Below are 16,760 nucleotides of genomic sequence, written 5' to 3' on the forward strand. Positions count from 1 at the left end.
AGGCTACCGTAGCTATGATGGTGGGCATGCGCATTCTCGTAATTGGTTCGGGCGGCCGTGAACACGCCCTCGTGAAAGGACTGCACGCTGATCCACAGGTTGCGGAGATCCACGTCGCGCCCGGTAGCGCGGCCATGGCTCCGCTAGCTACCGTGCACCCGGAGTACTCCCAGGTAGATGAGCCAGCGCGGATGGTGGAACTCGCCCGCGAGGTCGCCGCTGAACTAGTGGTCATCGGCCCCGAGGTGCCGCTGGTCGCCGGTGTGGCGGATGCGTTGCGCGCAGACGGTATCGCCGTCTTCGGGCCCAATAAGGACGCCGCCCAGATTGAAGGCTCCAAAGCTTTTGCCAAGGAAGTCATGGAGGCAGCTGGGGTGAAAACCGCCCGCTCGCACCAGCTGCGGCCGGGTGCCAGCGATGCTGATATTGAGGCCGCGCTAGATAATTTCGGGCCGCAGTTCGTAGTCAAGGACGATGGCCTGGCAGGCGGCAAGGGCGTCGTGGTTACCAGCGAGCGGGCCGCCGCCCGCGCGCACGTGGATGCAGTTCTGGGCGCTGGCAACCCCGTGCTGCTGGAATCTTTTTTGGACGGCCCCGAAATATCGCTGTTCTGCCTTGTTGATGGCGCAACCGTCGTACCGCTGCTGCCCGCTCAGGACCACAAGCGCGCTTATGACAATGACGAGGGCCCCAATACCGGCGGCATGGGAGCTTATACACCGCTGCCGTGGCTTGGTAAGGACGATGTGCAGCGCATCGTCGACGAGGTTTGCACGCCGGTGGCCCAGGAAATGGTGCGCCGCGGTACCCCCTACTCCGGCCTACTTTATGCCGGGCTGGCTTGGGGTACACAGGGCCCAGCCGTGGTGGAATTTAACTGCCGCTTTGGTGACCCAGAAACCCAAGCTGTGCTCTCACTCCTGAAGTCCCCCCTGGCGCAAGCCCTCAACGCCACCGCCACTGGTACGCTGGCAGAACTCGAGCCACTGCAGTGGGAGGACGGCTATGCCATCACCGTGGTCATGGCGGCCGCCGGTTACCCCGCCTCGCCCCGTAAAGGCGATGTCATTGTCGGCGAGGGCCTAGAAGACCCCGAGCGCGTGCTCCACGCTGGCACGGAATACTCCAGCGGGGTATTTCGCAGCAATGGTGGCCGCGTGCTTAACATTTTAGGCAAGGGTGAAACGCTGGATGCCGCGCGCGACAATGCTTACGCCACCGCTCAGGGCATTGAGTTTGCGGGCGGGTTTGTCCGGGAGGACATCGGCAAGCGCGCCGCAGCAGGAGAAATTTCTATCTAGGAAGTAGCCACGGGGGAGGGCGGGCATGGAATAATGAGCCACGTGGCTGAGAAGAAGAATATCCCCAACGTCCTGTCCTCCCGTTATGCTTCTGCAGAGCTTGCCAATATCTGGAGCGCGGAGCATAAAATCATCCTCGAGCGCAAGCTGTGGATCGCCGTGATGCACGCCCAGAAGAACCTAGGCGTGGACATCCCCGCCAAGGCCATTAGCGCGTACGAGGCCGTGATCGAGGACGTAAACCTCGAATCTATTGCGCAGCGCGAGCGTATCACCCGCCACGATGTGAAGGCCCGCATCGAAGAATTCAATGCGCTGGCCGGTTACGAGCACATCCACAAGGGCATGACCAGCCGCGATCTCACTGAGAACGTGGAGCAGCTACAGATTCACACCTCGTTAGAAATCATCCGGGATAAGGCCATCGCCGTGGTCGCGCGCATCGGCCGCCACGCCGCCGAGTACCAATCCCTGGTCATGGCCGGGCGCTCGCACAACGTGGCCGCGCAGGCCACCACGCTGGGCAAGCGCTTTGCCACCGCCGGCGATGAGATGCTGCTGGCCATCGAGCGTGTAGAAGACCTGCTGTCGCATTACCCGCTGCGCGGCATCAAGGGCCCCATGGGTACCTCGCAGGACATGCTCGATCTCATGGGCGGTTCCGAGGACAAACTCGCCTCCCTAGAGACCAATATTGCCGATTACCTAGGCTTCCGCCGCATCTTCAACTCCGTGGGCCAGGTGTACCCGCGCTCGCTGGATTTCGATGCCATCTCCTGCCTCGTCTCCCTGGGCACCGCCCCGGCATCGCTGGCCACCACTATCCGCCTGATGGCCGGCAACGAGACCGTCACCGAGGGCTTCAAGGAAGGCCAGGTCGGCTCGTCCGCCATGCCGCACAAGATGAACGCCCGCTCCTGCGAGCGCGTGACCGGCCTGCAGGTCATCCTGCGCGGCTACCTCACCATGGCCGCGGATCTCGCGGGCAGCCAATGGAACGAGGGGGATGTCTCCTGCTCGGTGGTGCGCCGCGTCGCGCTTCCCGATGCCTTCTTTGCCATCGACGGCCAATTCGAAACCTTCCTCACGGTGCTCGATGAATTCGGCGCCTTCCCCGCCATGATCGACCGCGAGCTCGAGCGCTACCTGCCCTTCCTGGCCACCACCCGCATCCTCATGGCGGCGGTGCGCGCCGGGGTAGGCCGCGAAACCGCTCACGAGGTTATCAAGGAAAACGCCGTGGCCGTGGCGCTGAATATGCGCGAAAACGGAGGCAATCAGGACTTAATCCAGCGCCTTGCCGCAGATGATCGCCTGCCCATGGATGCGGCCGAGCTCGAACGGGTCCTCGAGGATAAGCATGCTTTCATTGGTGCCGCCGAATCCCAAGTCTCCCAGGTCCTAAACCGCATTAAGGCCCTCGTAGGCGAGCACCCCAAGGCCGCTGCGTATAAGCCGGGCGAAATCCTCTAGCGTTGTGCGCGGGCTTACGTGCCCGCGCACGCCCGCGCGTTATGATGAGGACCATGCGTCCTGAGCTTTCTTCTCATACCCACGTAGCCTCCGGCAAGGTCCGCGATATTTACGATGTGGACGACAACACCCTGTTAATGGTGGTCTCTGACCGCATCTCCGCCTACGACTTTGCCTTGGAGCCGGCCATTCCAGATAAAGGCCGGGTTCTCACGGCCACCTCGAAGTTTTTCTTCGATGCCATCGACTTTCCCAATCACCTCGCCGGACCGCTCGATGATGAGCGTATTCCGCAAGAGTGCTTGGGCCGCGCCATGGTGGTGAAGAAGCTAGAGATGGTGCCCTTCGAGTGCGTCGCGCGCGGTTTCCTCACCGGCTCTGGGTTGCAGGAATACCAGGCCGACGGCACCGTCTGCGGTATTAAGCTGCCCGCCGGCTTGGTGGAGGCCTCCCGCCTGCCCGAGCCCATTTTCACCCCCGCTACGAAGGCGGAGCACGGTGATCATGATGAGAACGTGTCTTTCGATTACGTGGTAGATAAGCTCGGTCGCGAGCGCGCCGAGGAGTTGCGCGCGGCTACCTTGCGCATTTACGCCAAAGCTGCCCAGCTGGCGGAGGACAAGGGCATTATTTTGGCCGATACCAAATTCGAATTCGGCCTCGATGCGCACGGCACGCTCGTGCTTGCCGATGAAGTCCTCACCCCCGATTCCTCCCGCTACTGGCCCGCAGATTCCTATGCGGAGGGCGAGGTTCAACCCTCCTTTGATAAGCAGTACGTGCGCGATTGGCTGACTTCCGCTGCCTCCGGCTGGGATAGGTCTTCCGATGCTTATCCGCCCGCGCTTCCTGATGACGTCGTCTCCGCCACCCGCTTGCGCTATATCGAAGCCTACGAAAAGCTCTCGGGTAAACGCTTCGCGGACTTCCTTTCTCCATGTTCCTCGGCGGTTGGGCCGCAGTCCGCGCCAGATGGGGCTACCGCGCGGTAGTCGGGTGCCCGCCGCTAGGGCACGAGCGGCGACGCGTACAGTGGGAGGGCATGAGTGATGAAAAGATGGCCGCACCGGTCGCCCCAGTCCACCCTGTCAAGCGCGAATTTCATGGCCGCAAATTCGTGGATAATTATGAGTGGCTGCGCGATAAGCAATCGCAGGAAACTCTGGATTACCTGAATGCCGAAAATGATTACACTGCGGCACACACCCGGCACTTGGATGCGATGACGAAAAATATCTTCCAAGAAATTAAGTCTCGCATTAAACAAACCGACATGTCTGTGCCAGCGCGCCGTGGTAAGTACTGGTACTACAGCCGCTCGGAAGAAGGAAAGAACTACGGCTATTCCTGTCGCATCCCGGTAGAAGAGGGAAGCGATCCGTGGACTGCACCGGTGATTCCGGAAGAAGGCAGCCTTCAAGGCGAAGAAATTATCCTCGACTCCAATGCCTTGGCAGAGGGCAAGGATTTCTTTGCCCTCGGTGCGGCCTCCATTTCAGATTCCGGCCGTTACCTGGCTTATTCGGTAGACTTTGCCGGGGGCGAGCGCTTTGAACTATCCATTAAAGATCTTGACACCGGGGAGCTTTTAGAAGATCACCTTACCGGCATCTTCTATGGCGCTACCTGGGTAGGCGATGGCTATATCTTCTACATCACGGTGGATGATGCCTGGCGCCCGGACGCGGTATGGCGCCATAAGGTAGGCACTGAGCAGTCCGCGGATGTGCGCGTGTTCCATGAGGAGGATGAGCACTTTAACGTGGGCATCGGCAGTGCTCGCTCCGATAAGTACCTCTTCATCGGGGTGGGATCGAAGATTACCTCGGAGTCGTGGGTGATGGATACGAAAGACCCCGAAGGTGAATTTCGCCCGTTGTGGAAACGCGAGACTGGTGTGGAATACGATGTTGACCACGCTGTGGTAGGCGGCGAAGACTACTGGGTTGTCACCCACAACGCCACCGGACCCAACTTTGCGGTGGGCTATGCCAAGGCTAACGAGGAACTTCCCGCCCTGCGCGACCTGCCCGAGCTAGTGGCACACGAAGACACCACCCGCATCGAGGGCGTGGATACTTACCGCGACCACATGGTGCTGGGATACCGTCGCGGTGGTATCGGCCGGGCTGCGATTATGCGTGTTGGCGATGACTTCGGGGAATTTGAAGAGCTTAACTTCACTGAGGAGCTCTTTACTGTCGCCGTGGCCGGCAACCCGGAATGGGATGCGCCAGTAGTCCGCGTGAATTATGTGTCCTATATCCAGCCTGCGCAGCTTTTCGATTACCGCGTTGATACCGGCGAGTACACGCTGCTGAAAGAACAGGAAGTCCCCGGTGGCTACAACCCGGATGATTATGTGGCCTACCGCATCTGGTCTACCGCCAGCGATGGCACCAAGATTCCGGTTTCCGTAGTGCACCGTAGCGACTTGGATCGCACGAAGCCCAACCCGACGTTGCTGTACGGCTACGGCTCTTACGAAGCCAGCATGGACCCGTACTTCTCCGCGGTGCGGCTATCGCTTATGGATCGCGGCATGATTTATGCGGTGGCGCACGTGCGCGGTGGCGGCGAAATGGGCCGACAGTGGTACGACGATGGCAAGATGCTGCAGAAGAAAAACACCTTCACTGATTTCATCGCGGTGGCTGATGACCTCATTGAGCGCCGGGTGACCACCCCGGATCAACTGGTGGCCGAAGGCGGGTCCGCCGGCGGCATGCTCATGGGTGCCGTGGCTAATATGGCTCCTGATCGCTTTACCGCCATCCAAGCCGTCGTCCCCTTCGTGGACCCGCTGACCTCGATGCTCATGCCGGAGCTTCCCCTTACCGTCCCCGAGTGGGAAGAGTGGGGTGACCCGTACCATGATCCGGAATACTACGACTACATGAAGTCCTATTCGCCCTATGAGAATGTGGAGCCCAAGGAGTATCCGGATATCTTGGCGATTACCTCGCTGAACGATACCCGCGTGCTGTACGTGGAACCAGCGAAATGGATTGCCCAGCTGCGCGCTACGGCTACCGGCGGCGAATTCCTGCTCAAGACGGAGATGTCCGCCGGACACGGTGGCGTGTCCGGACGCTACGATAAATGGCGCCAAAACGCCTTCGAATATGCCTGGACCATCAATAAGGCTACCGGGCTAACGGAGTAACCGCACAGCACCGTCGTGCGCTGGCAGGGATTTAGTCCACCAGTCTGCACAGCGCGCGGAGTTGGCGGTGCTGTGCGATAATTTGAGCTATGACTAGCCACCTTCTGGTTTCTATCTCCAGTATTTTTGAGGACACTCGGAAGCAGGCTACCAGCTTCCTGTCGGTTCTGGACCGGGAGGACATTCCCGTCTCCCTGCTCATCGCCCCGCACATCGATGGTAACTGGCACTTGGCCAAGGACAAGGACACCCAACAGTGGCTAAAGGATCAGGTGGCCGCGGGCCGCCTGCTTATCCTCAATGGCTTCGACCAAGCCGCGCAAGGCCGCCGGGCGGAGTTTGCTAACCTTAACTCGCACGAGGCGAAGCTGCGCCTAGCCGGTGCGACCCGGCAGATGGCGCAGATTGGTTTCGAACCTACCATCTTCGCGCCCCCGCGCTGGCGCATGTCTCCCGGAACTTTGCAGGTCCTGCCCAATTTTCCCTTCGAGGCGGCGGTTTCTACCCGCGGCATCCTCGAAGTAGCGACCGGGACATTCCACCAAGCCCGCAACCTTTCTTTTGGTGAGGGCTTTGGTTCCGCCAAATGGTGGCGTAAAAATATCATCCGCGCGGCGGAGCGCTCCGCCCAGCGCGGCAACACTGTGCGCCTTTCCATCTCTGCCCGCAACTTGGATGATCGCAAGGTCAGCAAGGATTTTGTGAAGGCAGCTCGCCGCGCCCTCGACGCGGGTGCTACCCCTGCCGATTACAGCATTTACCTGCCGCACTAGTCAGGCTGAGGCCTTATAGAGTTTCTGAGCTTCTGGAGATGAGGACATCAGATTAGTCCTTTCGTTTATTTTGTTTAGGGTCTAACGTGTAGGTCATGATGAATCTGCAAGAGAAAAACATTGACCGCGCCAAGGCCGCAGCGCGCCATGCCCTTCAAAAGCTCAACCTTACGCTTGCTAGTGTCCCCGAACGCGGAGAAATCGATATAGTAGCTCCAGGATCAGATGAACCTATTCGATTATCACGCGATGTCGCTGAATTACTTTGTGAGATCCTTGTCAACACGGCCGCTGGGCGGAAAGTAAAAGTAATTGCCTTGAACGCGGAACTGACAACGCAACAGGCAGCAGATCTTCTGAATGTCTCTCGTCCACATGTCATCAAGCTCATGGACGAGGGGATCCTGAAGGGACATAAAGTAGGTACCCACCGCCGTTTGTATGCCTCCAGCGTGCAGGAGTTTAAGCGTCAGAGAGACCTTGAACAGCGTGCTGCGGCAGATGAGCTCGCGGCGCTTTCTGAGGAAATGGGTTTGTACGAGTAACCGAGTCCTACTTGTTCAGGCTAGCGATGAAGTCCTTAGCCTGCTCCGGGAGCATGTCCCAGAGGCCGGCGGGGATGATCTTTTGCAGGTTGCCGGTGGCCGCCATGAAGCCGGGGATGGCGAGCAGGCCAGCCAGGATGGCGAAGCCGATAATGGCGCCGGTGCCAAGTGAGCTAGAGCTGAATCCAAAGCCTGGCCCATCGGTGGTGTCGTTATCGCCCTCATCGCTGTGACTTGGGGCGTTGGTGGATTCGTCCGTGCCCAAAGTGAAGCCGACCTTGACGGGATCGTGATCGGAGGCGCGGAAGGGGGAATCGTCATAAAAGTCGACGATATTGTAATTGCGGCGAGAATACTCAAAGGCGACGGGTTCGTCGGCATTGATGTTCCATACTTGGGCATCATCAACTAATCCCGAAGCAACCTCATTGGCGAGGACGTGGTCTAAGCTGCCGAGCAGGCCACCGAACTGATAGGAGGTATCGGCGCCGTATTTTTCCGCAGGCACGGTAAAGCCATCGTTGCGGAAGACATCGAGCGCGGTTTCGTGGGTATAGGCATTGAAATCACCCAGGGCGAATAGCGGCTTTTCCTGCCAATCGTCCTGCTTGTGCAGCGCATCCAGCACGGCCTGGGCCTGGGCATTGCGAACATTGGGGTTATTGCCTTGACCATCGCCGGCATCCCCATCGCCCTTGGCCACCGAGCCCTTGGATTTGAAGTGGTTGGCCACGGCCACGAAGGACCCGTCGGTGCTATTGAGTGGCTGGAATTCCTGGGCCAGTGGCTCGCGGGCGGTGCCGGAAAAACGCGGATCCTGGAATATGCGGGATTCGCCTACCGGCTTGACTACGTCCTTGTGGTAGATGAACGCGGTGCGGATGACATCGGGGTGTGCAGGGACCTGCTCTTTGGAGGGGGAGGGCACGTAGGCCCACTTCTCGGCGCCGGCGGCCTCGTTAAGTTTTTCGGTTAAGCGCTTGAGCGCCTTATCACGCTGGTCAAAGTCCCCGGTAACCGCGTAGCCATCTTCGATTTCGGAAAGCCCAATGACATTGGCATCCAGGGCATTGATGGCGGCGACGATCTTGCGCTCTTGGTCCTTTAATGCGGATTCGGTATAGGCACCGCGGGTCTTGCCACGATTAACGGTGACCTTATTGCCCTCGCGGTCGGTATAGGCGCTGCCCCCGAATTCCTCACCCAGGGAGGTGAAGTAGTTCAGCACGTTAAAGGCACCGATGGTGTATTCGCCCTTGACGTCATCGACAGCGCGTAGCTCCGCGCCACGGGATTCTTGCCAGGAGATGGGAAGATCAGTGCCGGCGGTCTCACCGGTGACCGGTTCAGTAGGCTGAAAGCGCCATTGCTTGTGGGAATAGCCTACGATCACCGGGTGCTGGAATTCCACGGTATCGGTGGTACGCAGGGATTTGATGGTCTTACCGCTGTCTTGGGCAATATAGGGCAGCGGGGTGTCCTTATCCGTCTTTAAATAATCGCGGGTGCGGCCATCATCCAAGGTGACGAGCCTTTCCGCGTTCTCCTTGGCCAGTTTTTGCAGATCGGAATTGGGGTCGGTGGAAGGGGGGTGGACATCGGAAGGCTGGCGGAAAGCTTCCTTGCCCGGGGCAAGGCCGACCTCGCCGTACTGGTTGAGCGAGTAGTTATTGGTCACCGTATACGCGCCGGGTTGGATGAGCATGTGCTCAAGGGGCTCGCGAGCAGCATCTCCTTGGGGAAGCTCGTCCACGGCGAGCGGGGTGACGGCCTCCAGCGCGGTATCGAGCTGTTTGAGGGCAGACGCGGTGATCTGGGTGGCACCGAAGTACTCGGATACCTGGCCGGTGACCTCCACAGAATCGCCAATGCGGGGGTATTTATCGGCGCCCTTCGTGCCCATGTGGACAAAGAGCGCCGGGGAGGCATTAGTAACTTCGTGGCCCGTGCCGCCGGTCTGGATGGTAAAGCCGTTCAAACCACCCTCGCTCCACACGCCGGTGACAACGCCTTGGGTAGCAACGTTCTGGCCATCGAGGGGGGAGGCATCGCCGGTGCCCTGGATTTCCACAATCGGGGTAATGCCTTCGGGCGCGGGGAGATTCTCGGAGTCACCCGAGCCACCCAGCTGTGTGGCCGGGGACTCGTTGCCGGAATTGGTAGGAGACGGCGTACCGACGGTGAAGTCCGCTAAGTTGTCGTCGGTATCGGCACCCGCCGCATTGCGGGAAGCGGAGGTGTCATTGGATAGCGCGCCGGTGGCAGAGCCCTCAAACTTAGAGGCGGCGCCGTACCCGACGAGGTCGATGGTGGTGCCGGTGGCATCGGCAAGCTGCACTGAGCCGTTCGTGCTTGACATAGCGACCTTGCCTTCCGCATCCGGCGTGGGAAGCGCCTGGGATTGGCCATTGCCAGCAGCGCCCTGCACCAAGTAATAACCGTGGGGAGCGATGGTGCCAGACAGGGTTATCTTGCCGCCGCTATTGCCGGTGGAGGCGAAGTACTCCACGGACCAGCCGGTGAGGTCGATTGCGGTATCGGTGGGGTTATATAACTCGATGAAATCGTGGGAAAAGCTCGCGCCTTTGTTTCCACCACCACCGTAGACCTCAGAGATGACCGCGGTGGAATTATCCGGGGCGGCCATGGTGCTAGGCACTGCGATGGACAGGGAAAGGGTGGAGAAACCAGCAGCGAGGGCTACCATGCCCAGGCGGCGAAGAGCCATAGAAGTCACCTTTGTCATAGAGAAAGTTGTCAAGGACGTTTTTTATATTTACCTGCTGAACACTCGGTGCACCTAGGCGCGCACCGGGTAGGTGTCACGCGACCAGGCGGGGAAGTCTGGGTGCTGCGCACAATTCGTTTTCCTGTGGTTGTAATTTACGCGGAGTTTGTCTTTCGGGGGTGACAACCATGCTGCGGGGGTATATCTGGGGATTGGACGGGGGTATGACTACACTGAAACGGGCAGACCTAAGCCCCTTACAGTAAGGCAATAATTTCATGGCTCGTGTAGTTGTCAATGTCATGCCCAAGGCGGAAATTCTGGATCCGCAGGGCCAAGCTGTCGTCCGCGCATTGGGCCGCATCGGAGTATCCGGTGTCAGCGATGTGCGCCAAGGAAAGCGCTTCGAACTCGAGGTAGATGACTCGGTTACCACAGAGGAACTGGATAAGGTGGCAGAAATGCTGCTGGCTAATACCGTTATCGAGGACTACGAGGTTACGCAGCTGGAGGTCAAGTAAGTGACCACAAAAATCGGAGTAATCACCTTCCCCGGCACCCTGGATGATGTGGATGCCGCCCGCGCAGCCCGCACCGCAGGCGCCGAGGTCATTAATCTCTGGCACGCGGATGCCGATCTGCGTGGCGTGGACGCGGTGGTCGTGCCGGGTGGTTTTTCCTATGGTGACTATCTGCGCTCGGGCGCTATTTCGGCGCTTGCCCCCGTCATGCGCAGCGTCATCGATCGTGCCAAGGCGGGAATGCCGGTACTGGGCATTTGTAATGGTTTCCAGATTTTGACTGAAGCAGGCCTTCTACCGGGCGCCTTGACCCGGAATAAGGGCCTGCATTTTCATTGCACCGATACCTACCTCGAGGTGGAGCACACCACTACGGCCTGGACCAGCGAGTTTGAAAAAGGCCAGAAGATCTTGGTGCCCGCCAAGCACGGCGAAGGCCGCTTCCAGGCCGGCGATGACGATATCGCGCGCATCGAGGGTGAAGGCCGCGTGGTCTTCCGCTACACCGATAATTACAATGGCTCTATTAATGGGATTGCCGGTGTGAGCGATGAGTCCGGGCGCATCGTGGGCCTTATGCCACACCCAGAACACGCCATTGACCCGCTGACCGGACCATCCACCGACGGATTGGGACTTTTTGTATCCGCCATCAAGACCGTCGCGGAAGCGCCGGCGGTTTAAGGAGGCCACCTACATGACTGTTTTTAATGACACCGTAGAAAAGGCGAAGGCTACTCCGGACGAGCAGCAGCCGTACGTTGAACTCGGCCTGAAAGATGACGAATACCAGCGCATCCACGATATTCTGGGTCGTCGCCCCACCGATGCGGAGTTGACCATGTACTCCGTGATGTGGTCTGAGCACTGCTCCTATAAGTCTTCCAAGACGCACCTGCGCTACTTTGGGGAGACCATGACGGAGGAGATGGGGGAGAAGATCCTCGCCGGCATTGGTGAAAACGCCGGCGTGGTCGATATCGGCGATGGCAACGCGGTGACCTTCCGCGTGGAATCGCATAACCATCCCTCCTACGTGGAGCCTTACCAGGGTGCGGCGACCGGCGTCGGTGGCATCGTTCGCGACATCATGGCTATGGGGGCGCGCCCCATCGCCGTGATGGATCAGTTGCGCTTCGGGCCTGCCGATGCTCCCGATACCAAGCGCGTGTTGCCTGGCGTCGTCTCCGGTGTGGGCGGCTACGGCAACTCTTTGGGCCTGCCCAATATTGGCGGTGAAACCGTCTTTGATGAAACCTATGCCGGAAACCCCCTGGTCAACGCCCTGTGCGTGGGTACGCTCAAGGTTGATGACCTCAAGCTTGCTTTTGCCTCCGGTACCGGCAATAAGGTTATGCTCTTTGGTTCCCGCACCGGTCTGGATGGCATCGGCGGCGTTTCTGTGCTGGCCTCCGATACCTTTGAAGACGGCGCGGAGCGCAAGCTGCCGGCCGTGCAGGTGGGCGATCCTTTCGCGGAAAAGGTGCTTATCGAATGCTGCCTAGACCTCTACCACGCCGGCGTTGTGGTGGGCATCCAGGACTTGGGCGGCGCCGGCCTGGCCTGTGCCACTTCTGAGCTGGCGGCGTCTGGCGATGGCGGCATGGAGGTCAACCTTGATGCGGTGCCGCTGCGCGCGGAAAACATGACCGCCGCAGAAATCCTCGCGTCTGAGTCTCAGGAGCGCATGTGCGCCGTCGTGGCACCGGAAAACGTGGAGAAGTTCCGCGAAATCTGTGCACACTGGGAGGTCACCTGCGCCGAAATCGGTGAGGTTACTGAGGGCGACCACCTGGTCATCCGCCACCAGGGCGAGATCGTCGTCGATGCGCCTGCCGGCACCATTGCGGATGAAGCGCCGGTCTACGAACGCCCCTACGCCCGCCCCGAGTGGCAGGATGAACTGCAGAAATACCAGGGCACGGATAAACGCGGCCTGGTGGAAGCTTTGCAGAAGCTCGTCTCTTCACCTTCGCTGTGCTCGCGCGATTTCATCATGAACCAGTACGACCGCTACGTGCGCGGCAATACCGTCCAGTCGCACCACGCGAACGCGGGCGTGCTGCGCATTGATGAGGAGACCGGCCGCGGCGTCGCCGTTTCCGCCGATGCCTCCGGCCGCTACACCAAACTGGATCCGAATATGGGCGCGCGCTTGGCCCTGGCGGAGGCCTACCGCAACGTCGTGGTCACCGGCGCAAAGCCTGTCGCGATTACCAATTGCCTCAATTACGGTTCTCCGGAAAACCCGGACGTGATGTGGCAGTTCCGTGAATCCGTGCATGGGCTTGCTGATGCCGCCGTGGAACTGGCCATCCCCGTCTCCGGCGGCAACGTTTCCTTCTACAACCAGACCGGCTCGGAGCCCATCCTGCCCACCCCGGTCGTGGGTGTGCTCGGCGTTATCGACGATGTGCACCAGGCCATTAGCAATAACCTGGGCACCGTCAACGAGAAGGAAGTCCTCATCGCCTTGGGTGAAACCAAGGATGAGTTTGGCGGTTCCATCTGGCAGCTCGTCAGTGCTGAGGGCTCCGATAAGAACAACCTCAACGGCCTGCCGCCACAGGTAGATATGGCCAATGAGAAGAGCCTCGCGGGTTTCTTCCATGGCAACGATCTGCTCACCGCCGCGCACGATATCTCTGAAGGCGGCCTTGCCGTCGCTGCTTTTGAGATGGCCCTGCGCGCTGGTGCGCCTGGCGATGCCGCCGGCCTCGGCCTCGACCTCGATCTCTCCGCCGTGCACGAGGATGCCTTTATCGCGGCCTTCTCCGAATCCGCCTCCCGCGTGCTCGTGGCCACCACCGCCGACCGCGCCGATAAGGTGCTCGCCCGCGCCGGCGAGCTCGGCATTCCCGCGGCCATCGTGGGAGAGACCACGGAGACCGGCGCGCTTAGACTGGGCGGCGAATCCGTGGCCATCTCCCAGCTGGTTGAGGCATGGTCTGCCACCTTGCCTGACCTCTTCGGCCACGCCGTGGGTGCGAACTCCGTGGTGGAGTAAACCAACCCCTGGCACTGCCTAGCATCAGCCCGGCTTCGGCCGGGCTTTTTGCTGGTTTACGCAATCTTGAGTTGAGAGGGGCGTTGCAACACTTTCTCTCAGGAGGGTGTTGTGCCTGGGGTTGTTGGCTTGGGCGGTACCCCGGACTGGCTCTCACAATCCGCGCTGCTCAAACAAGTTCCCAAAATCCATGAATGGGAATTGATACCCTGGAGCTTTTCCATAGCGTGACGATTTCTGAATCTGCAGCGGTTGTCACTAGTGGCGTTGGGGAGCTTCCTGAGGGGGAGGCCTCTAATTCGACTAGTCAAAACTCTGTGATTTTTTCGAGTATAGGAGAGGTTCTTCGAAACATTATGGGGTCAAGTCCGGTGGAGCGCTGCAAAATCTGGTGCGTTAGCTGAGAAGCCGCCGCTAGGCTCCTTGGTGTATCTTCGTATGCTCCCCGTAAAGAATTTGTCCCGCTACCTGTGAGCGTGTCAAGTAGAAGTGGAGGCGTGGAAAAGATGCTCCTAATATTACGGTATAAAGATTGGGTTCAAAAGATCGCGCCCGATTTTCTTAACTTTACTTGTATCTTCTAAGGTGATACAAAAGAAGATCGTTAAGTGACATAAGTTGAGAAGTCGGTGGCGGCGATGAAGTCTTTAGAGGCATTGCAGCATTTAGAAACCTTAGCGGCTGATCAATGGGGCATAATTACCACTGCTCAAGCTCAGCGCGAGGGAATTTCTCGCCTCCAAATTAATCGATTGGCTGAGCGAGGTATTTTGGTACGGGCTCGAAGAGGAGTCTTTTTCCTTCCTTCTGCCCAGTTCGGTCCCATGACTGATACCCGAGAAGCTTGGATTAGCCTTGAGCCGAAGCTATTTGCTGTAGAACGCATAGGATCTGCGGGAAAAATTTTCGTCTCCCATGAATCTGCAGCGCTTGTACATAACATCGGAGAGTTAATACCGGAAAAGCAAACATTTTCCTCGATGTCTAGAAAACAGACGAGCCAAGACGATATCCATATTTATAACAATCGCCGGGTAGAGCCAGGGGAAATTGAAAATTTCAATGGTTTGCCGGTTGCCTCGGTAGAGCGAACTGTAGCCGACCTAGCATCTGAAAATATTGAATTCAATTATCTAGCGACCCTGGTAACGGATGCTTTGCGTAAGGAAGGCGTTCGGATTAACGCACTTTCTGATCGACTCGATGAGTCAGCTTCAAAATATCGTTTTCGTTCCGGTCAGGAACTACTTGAAGCATGCCTAGCGGAAGCTAAATCTGACGAGGATGACAATGAGAATATCAGCCGCTTCTTAAGTGTCTTGTCAGCGGATTTAGCTGTAGGCCCTAAGCAAATCAATCGCAAATATTTCGAGACTATTGACTGTTTCAATCAATTATTGGGGCCGAGGGACTGGTCAAAGAGCGCTGTCGAAGCCGTAAGTGACAGCCCGGACTTCGGAACGAGACGGAATGAGTCTTCGTAAAAGCTGAACTAAGCTATAGATTCGGTGACACTTGATTTCTCAAAAATTCAAATGAAAACAATTCAGAGCCGTCAGAATAGCCATAGTCGGTACCTAGTTGAATGACCGGAAACAGGGGAAAAATGGGATCTCTTAGCCACGTAGAAGCTCGCAATTGGCAGCGTAGCGTTTCTATGAGAATAGCGAATTTAGCGAAGTCTCGAGGTAGGACGAAAGACAGCATCAAGTTCCAACTAGTTTTCGAGTGCTTTTTGACCAGACTATTCAGTGAACCCTCCTCCGAATGGATTCTCAAAGGGGGGACTGCCTTATTGATGCGGAATGGCTCTGGGCGGTTCACCAGGGACGTTGATTTAGCTCGAGCTGAGAAATGGGATGATCCTCGAGATGTCGTCCATCAGCTCGAGCACAAGTTACAGCGTGAAAGTGTGGACCCTTTTACCTTCAAAATTCTAGCTACCAATTCGAGACGATTTGATACTCACGGAGGGTACAGAACCCCAACTATGACAGTAAATATAGAAGCAAACTTAGGAGGAAGAACTTTTCATCGATTCAGAATAGATGTGACTCTGATGCGTGATACACAGGTGCCTCCGGAAATAGTCGAAGTGGATCCTCTCCTTAACCTAGTCACTAAGGAAGGAGGCTATCGGCGTTTTTCCGTAGCTATCATCCCCGTCGAGGCGCACCTCGCAGATAAGATCTGTGCGATGCAGGAATCGCATGGAAATAGCGTGAGTATGCGATTTCATGATTTGGCAGACATAATTCAAATTATTCGAACGCAGGATTTCTCAGCAGAAAAATTGCTCGGAGTTCTTGATCATGAAGTCAATCGGCGAGGCATCGATTGGCCAGGCAGAATCTCTTCACCTGGCAACGTCTGGGAAAAAGAATACGCTCGGAAAGCGGCTACCTATGCGGGCCTGCCGCCAGAGCTTCATTCACTACACAGTTCTTTGAGTTATGCCGGATTGTGTCTAGACGAGGTACTGAGTAGACAGCGGCTTAGTGGGAAGTGGGATCACCGGCGTAAAACGTGGTTACCCCCTTTAGGCTGAAGAGATCACAAGCTTCTGTCTATGATTTCCTCTTGGAGGTACCTGAACATCTCATCCGCGAGAGCATCGTTGTGGTACTTCGAAAACATCGTCGTTCCTTTTCTCATTTGCCCGAGCGCCAATTCACGAGCAGCAAGAAGGATCGAATTTTCCATCAACAGTTCATCGATTGCGAAGTCTCTGGGGTACAGGATTGTCTTAACGGGGCCCGCTGAATGATAAGTATGTCTGAATGTGTAGTCGCGCATGTACATCGGCGGCTCGTATGTATCGGCAATGTTTAATCTCGTGCAAGGTCTCCAAGTTCCGCCTTTGGAAGTACGGCTGATTCTTAGATAAAACATTTCCACGTTGTTAATGCTCAAAGTAGCCACGCGGCGATCAACAGCAGACCTGTTTGTGGAGGGCATCGCCGTGACAGTCCAGATATTCTTCTCCGTCAAATGGGGATAGGGGATGACATATGCCACGTAAAAGGCCAGTGACCTTAGGATGTCTTCCCATCCCGGCTGCTTTTTAAGCTCCTCAAACTTTTTATTTGAAAGGTTTCGGTTCTTAGCGGTAATGGCTCGGTCAAGTCCCGTGTAGTGGTGTAGCCGTTTGTGCTTTCGGCTCGGTATTCAGTTCTGTGTTTGAGGTCAGGCGGTTAGCTGGTTGTGGTCACCATTGGCGTCTCCTGTGCGGTGCATGAGGTGTCT

The 16,760-nt window shown here is 57.6% G+C and carries 13 protein-coding genes; 11 read left to right on the top strand and 2 right to left on the bottom strand.

Features of this window, described 5'->3' with window-relative positions; translation table 11 throughout:
* Positions 1 to 26: 26 nt before the first annotated feature.
* From purD to D9V82_RS06160, 6 genes are all read left to right on the top strand, one after another.
* Complete coding sequence (gene purD / locus D9V82_RS06135; RefSeq protein ID WP_121911559.1) at positions 27 to 1,301, top strand: phosphoribosylamine--glycine ligase; 1,275 nt, start codon at positions 27 to 29, stop codon at positions 1,299 to 1,301.
* Positions 1,302 to 1,334: 33 nt separating this feature from the next.
* The gene (purB, locus tag D9V82_RS06140) at positions 1,335 to 2,774 is read left to right on the top strand and encodes an adenylosuccinate lyase (RefSeq protein ID WP_167449741.1); all 1,440 of its coding nucleotides are present in this window, start codon (positions 1,335 to 1,337) and stop codon (positions 2,772 to 2,774) included.
* A 53-nt stretch (positions 2,775 to 2,827) separates the two neighbouring features.
* Positions 2,828 to 3,766: a phosphoribosylaminoimidazolesuccinocarboxamide synthase gene (locus D9V82_RS06145; RefSeq protein ID WP_204084057.1), complete on the top strand. Its 939-nt coding sequence runs from the start codon at positions 2,828 to 2,830 to the stop codon at positions 3,764 to 3,766.
* Between the two features lie 50 nt (positions 3,767 to 3,816).
* Complete coding sequence (locus tag D9V82_RS06150) at positions 3,817 to 5,940, top strand: S9 family peptidase (RefSeq protein WP_121911545.1); 2,124 nt, start codon at positions 3,817 to 3,819, stop codon at positions 5,938 to 5,940.
* Between the two features lie 89 nt (positions 5,941 to 6,029).
* Positions 6,030 to 6,713 (top strand): DUF2334 domain-containing protein, encoded by a 684-nt coding sequence (locus tag D9V82_RS06155; protein WP_121911546.1) that lies wholly within the window; start codon positions 6,030 to 6,032, stop codon positions 6,711 to 6,713.
* Between the two features lie 95 nt (positions 6,714 to 6,808).
* A complete protein-coding gene (locus D9V82_RS06160; protein WP_121911547.1) occupies positions 6,809 to 7,258 on the top strand; it encodes an excisionase family DNA-binding protein in 450 nt (149 codons plus the stop codon).
* 7 nt (positions 7,259 to 7,265) lie between these two features.
* Here D9V82_RS06160 and D9V82_RS06165 read toward each other — a convergent pair whose 3' ends face one another.
* Positions 7,266 to 9,986, bottom strand: a complete 2,721-nt coding sequence (locus D9V82_RS06165; protein WP_121911548.1) for an ExeM/NucH family extracellular endonuclease — start codon at positions 9,984 to 9,986, stop codon at positions 7,266 to 7,268.
* Positions 9,987 to 10,264: 278 nt separating this feature from the next.
* Here D9V82_RS06165 and purS point away from each other — a divergent pair, with 278 nt between their 5' ends.
* The 5 genes from purS to D9V82_RS06190 all read left to right on the top strand — a co-directional run bounded on the left by purS (position 10,265) and on the right by D9V82_RS06190 (position 16,062).
* Positions 10,265 to 10,507 (top strand): phosphoribosylformylglycinamidine synthase subunit PurS, encoded by a 243-nt coding sequence (purS, locus tag D9V82_RS06170; protein ID WP_121911549.1) that lies wholly within the window; start codon positions 10,265 to 10,267, stop codon positions 10,505 to 10,507.
* Positions 10,508 to 11,191, top strand: coding sequence for a phosphoribosylformylglycinamidine synthase subunit PurQ (gene purQ, locus D9V82_RS06175; protein ID WP_121911550.1), 684 nt, complete (start codon positions 10,508 to 10,510; stop codon positions 11,189 to 11,191).
* A gap of 13 nt (positions 11,192 to 11,204) precedes the next feature.
* On the top strand, positions 11,205 to 13,514 hold the full coding sequence (purL, locus tag D9V82_RS06180; protein ID WP_121911551.1) for a phosphoribosylformylglycinamidine synthase subunit PurL: 2,310 nt from the start codon (positions 11,205 to 11,207) through the stop codon (positions 13,512 to 13,514).
* A 638-nt stretch (positions 13,515 to 14,152) separates the two neighbouring features.
* Positions 14,153 to 14,998: a type IV toxin-antitoxin system AbiEi family antitoxin domain-containing protein gene (locus tag D9V82_RS06185; RefSeq protein ID WP_234462043.1), complete on the top strand. Its 846-nt coding sequence runs from the start codon at positions 14,153 to 14,155 to the stop codon at positions 14,996 to 14,998.
* Between the two features lie 173 nt (positions 14,999 to 15,171).
* Entirely contained in the window at positions 15,172 to 16,062 is an 891-nt protein-coding gene (locus tag D9V82_RS06190; RefSeq protein ID WP_267911390.1) for a nucleotidyl transferase AbiEii/AbiGii toxin family protein, read from the top strand.
* Positions 16,063 to 16,067: 5 nt separating this feature from the next.
* On the opposite strand, the gene D9V82_RS06195 is transcribed toward D9V82_RS06190, so the two are convergent.
* Positions 16,068 to 16,532 carry a hypothetical protein gene (locus D9V82_RS06195; protein WP_208635840.1) on the bottom strand — a complete coding sequence of 155 codons (465 nt, stop codon included), beginning with the start codon at positions 16,530 to 16,532 and terminating at the stop codon, positions 16,068 to 16,070.
* Positions 16,533 to 16,760: the final 228 nt, after the last annotated feature.

Source organism: Corynebacterium macginleyi (assembly GCF_003688935.1).
GTDB classification, from domain to species: Bacteria; Actinomycetota; Actinomycetes; order Mycobacteriales; family Mycobacteriaceae; genus Corynebacterium; species Corynebacterium macginleyi.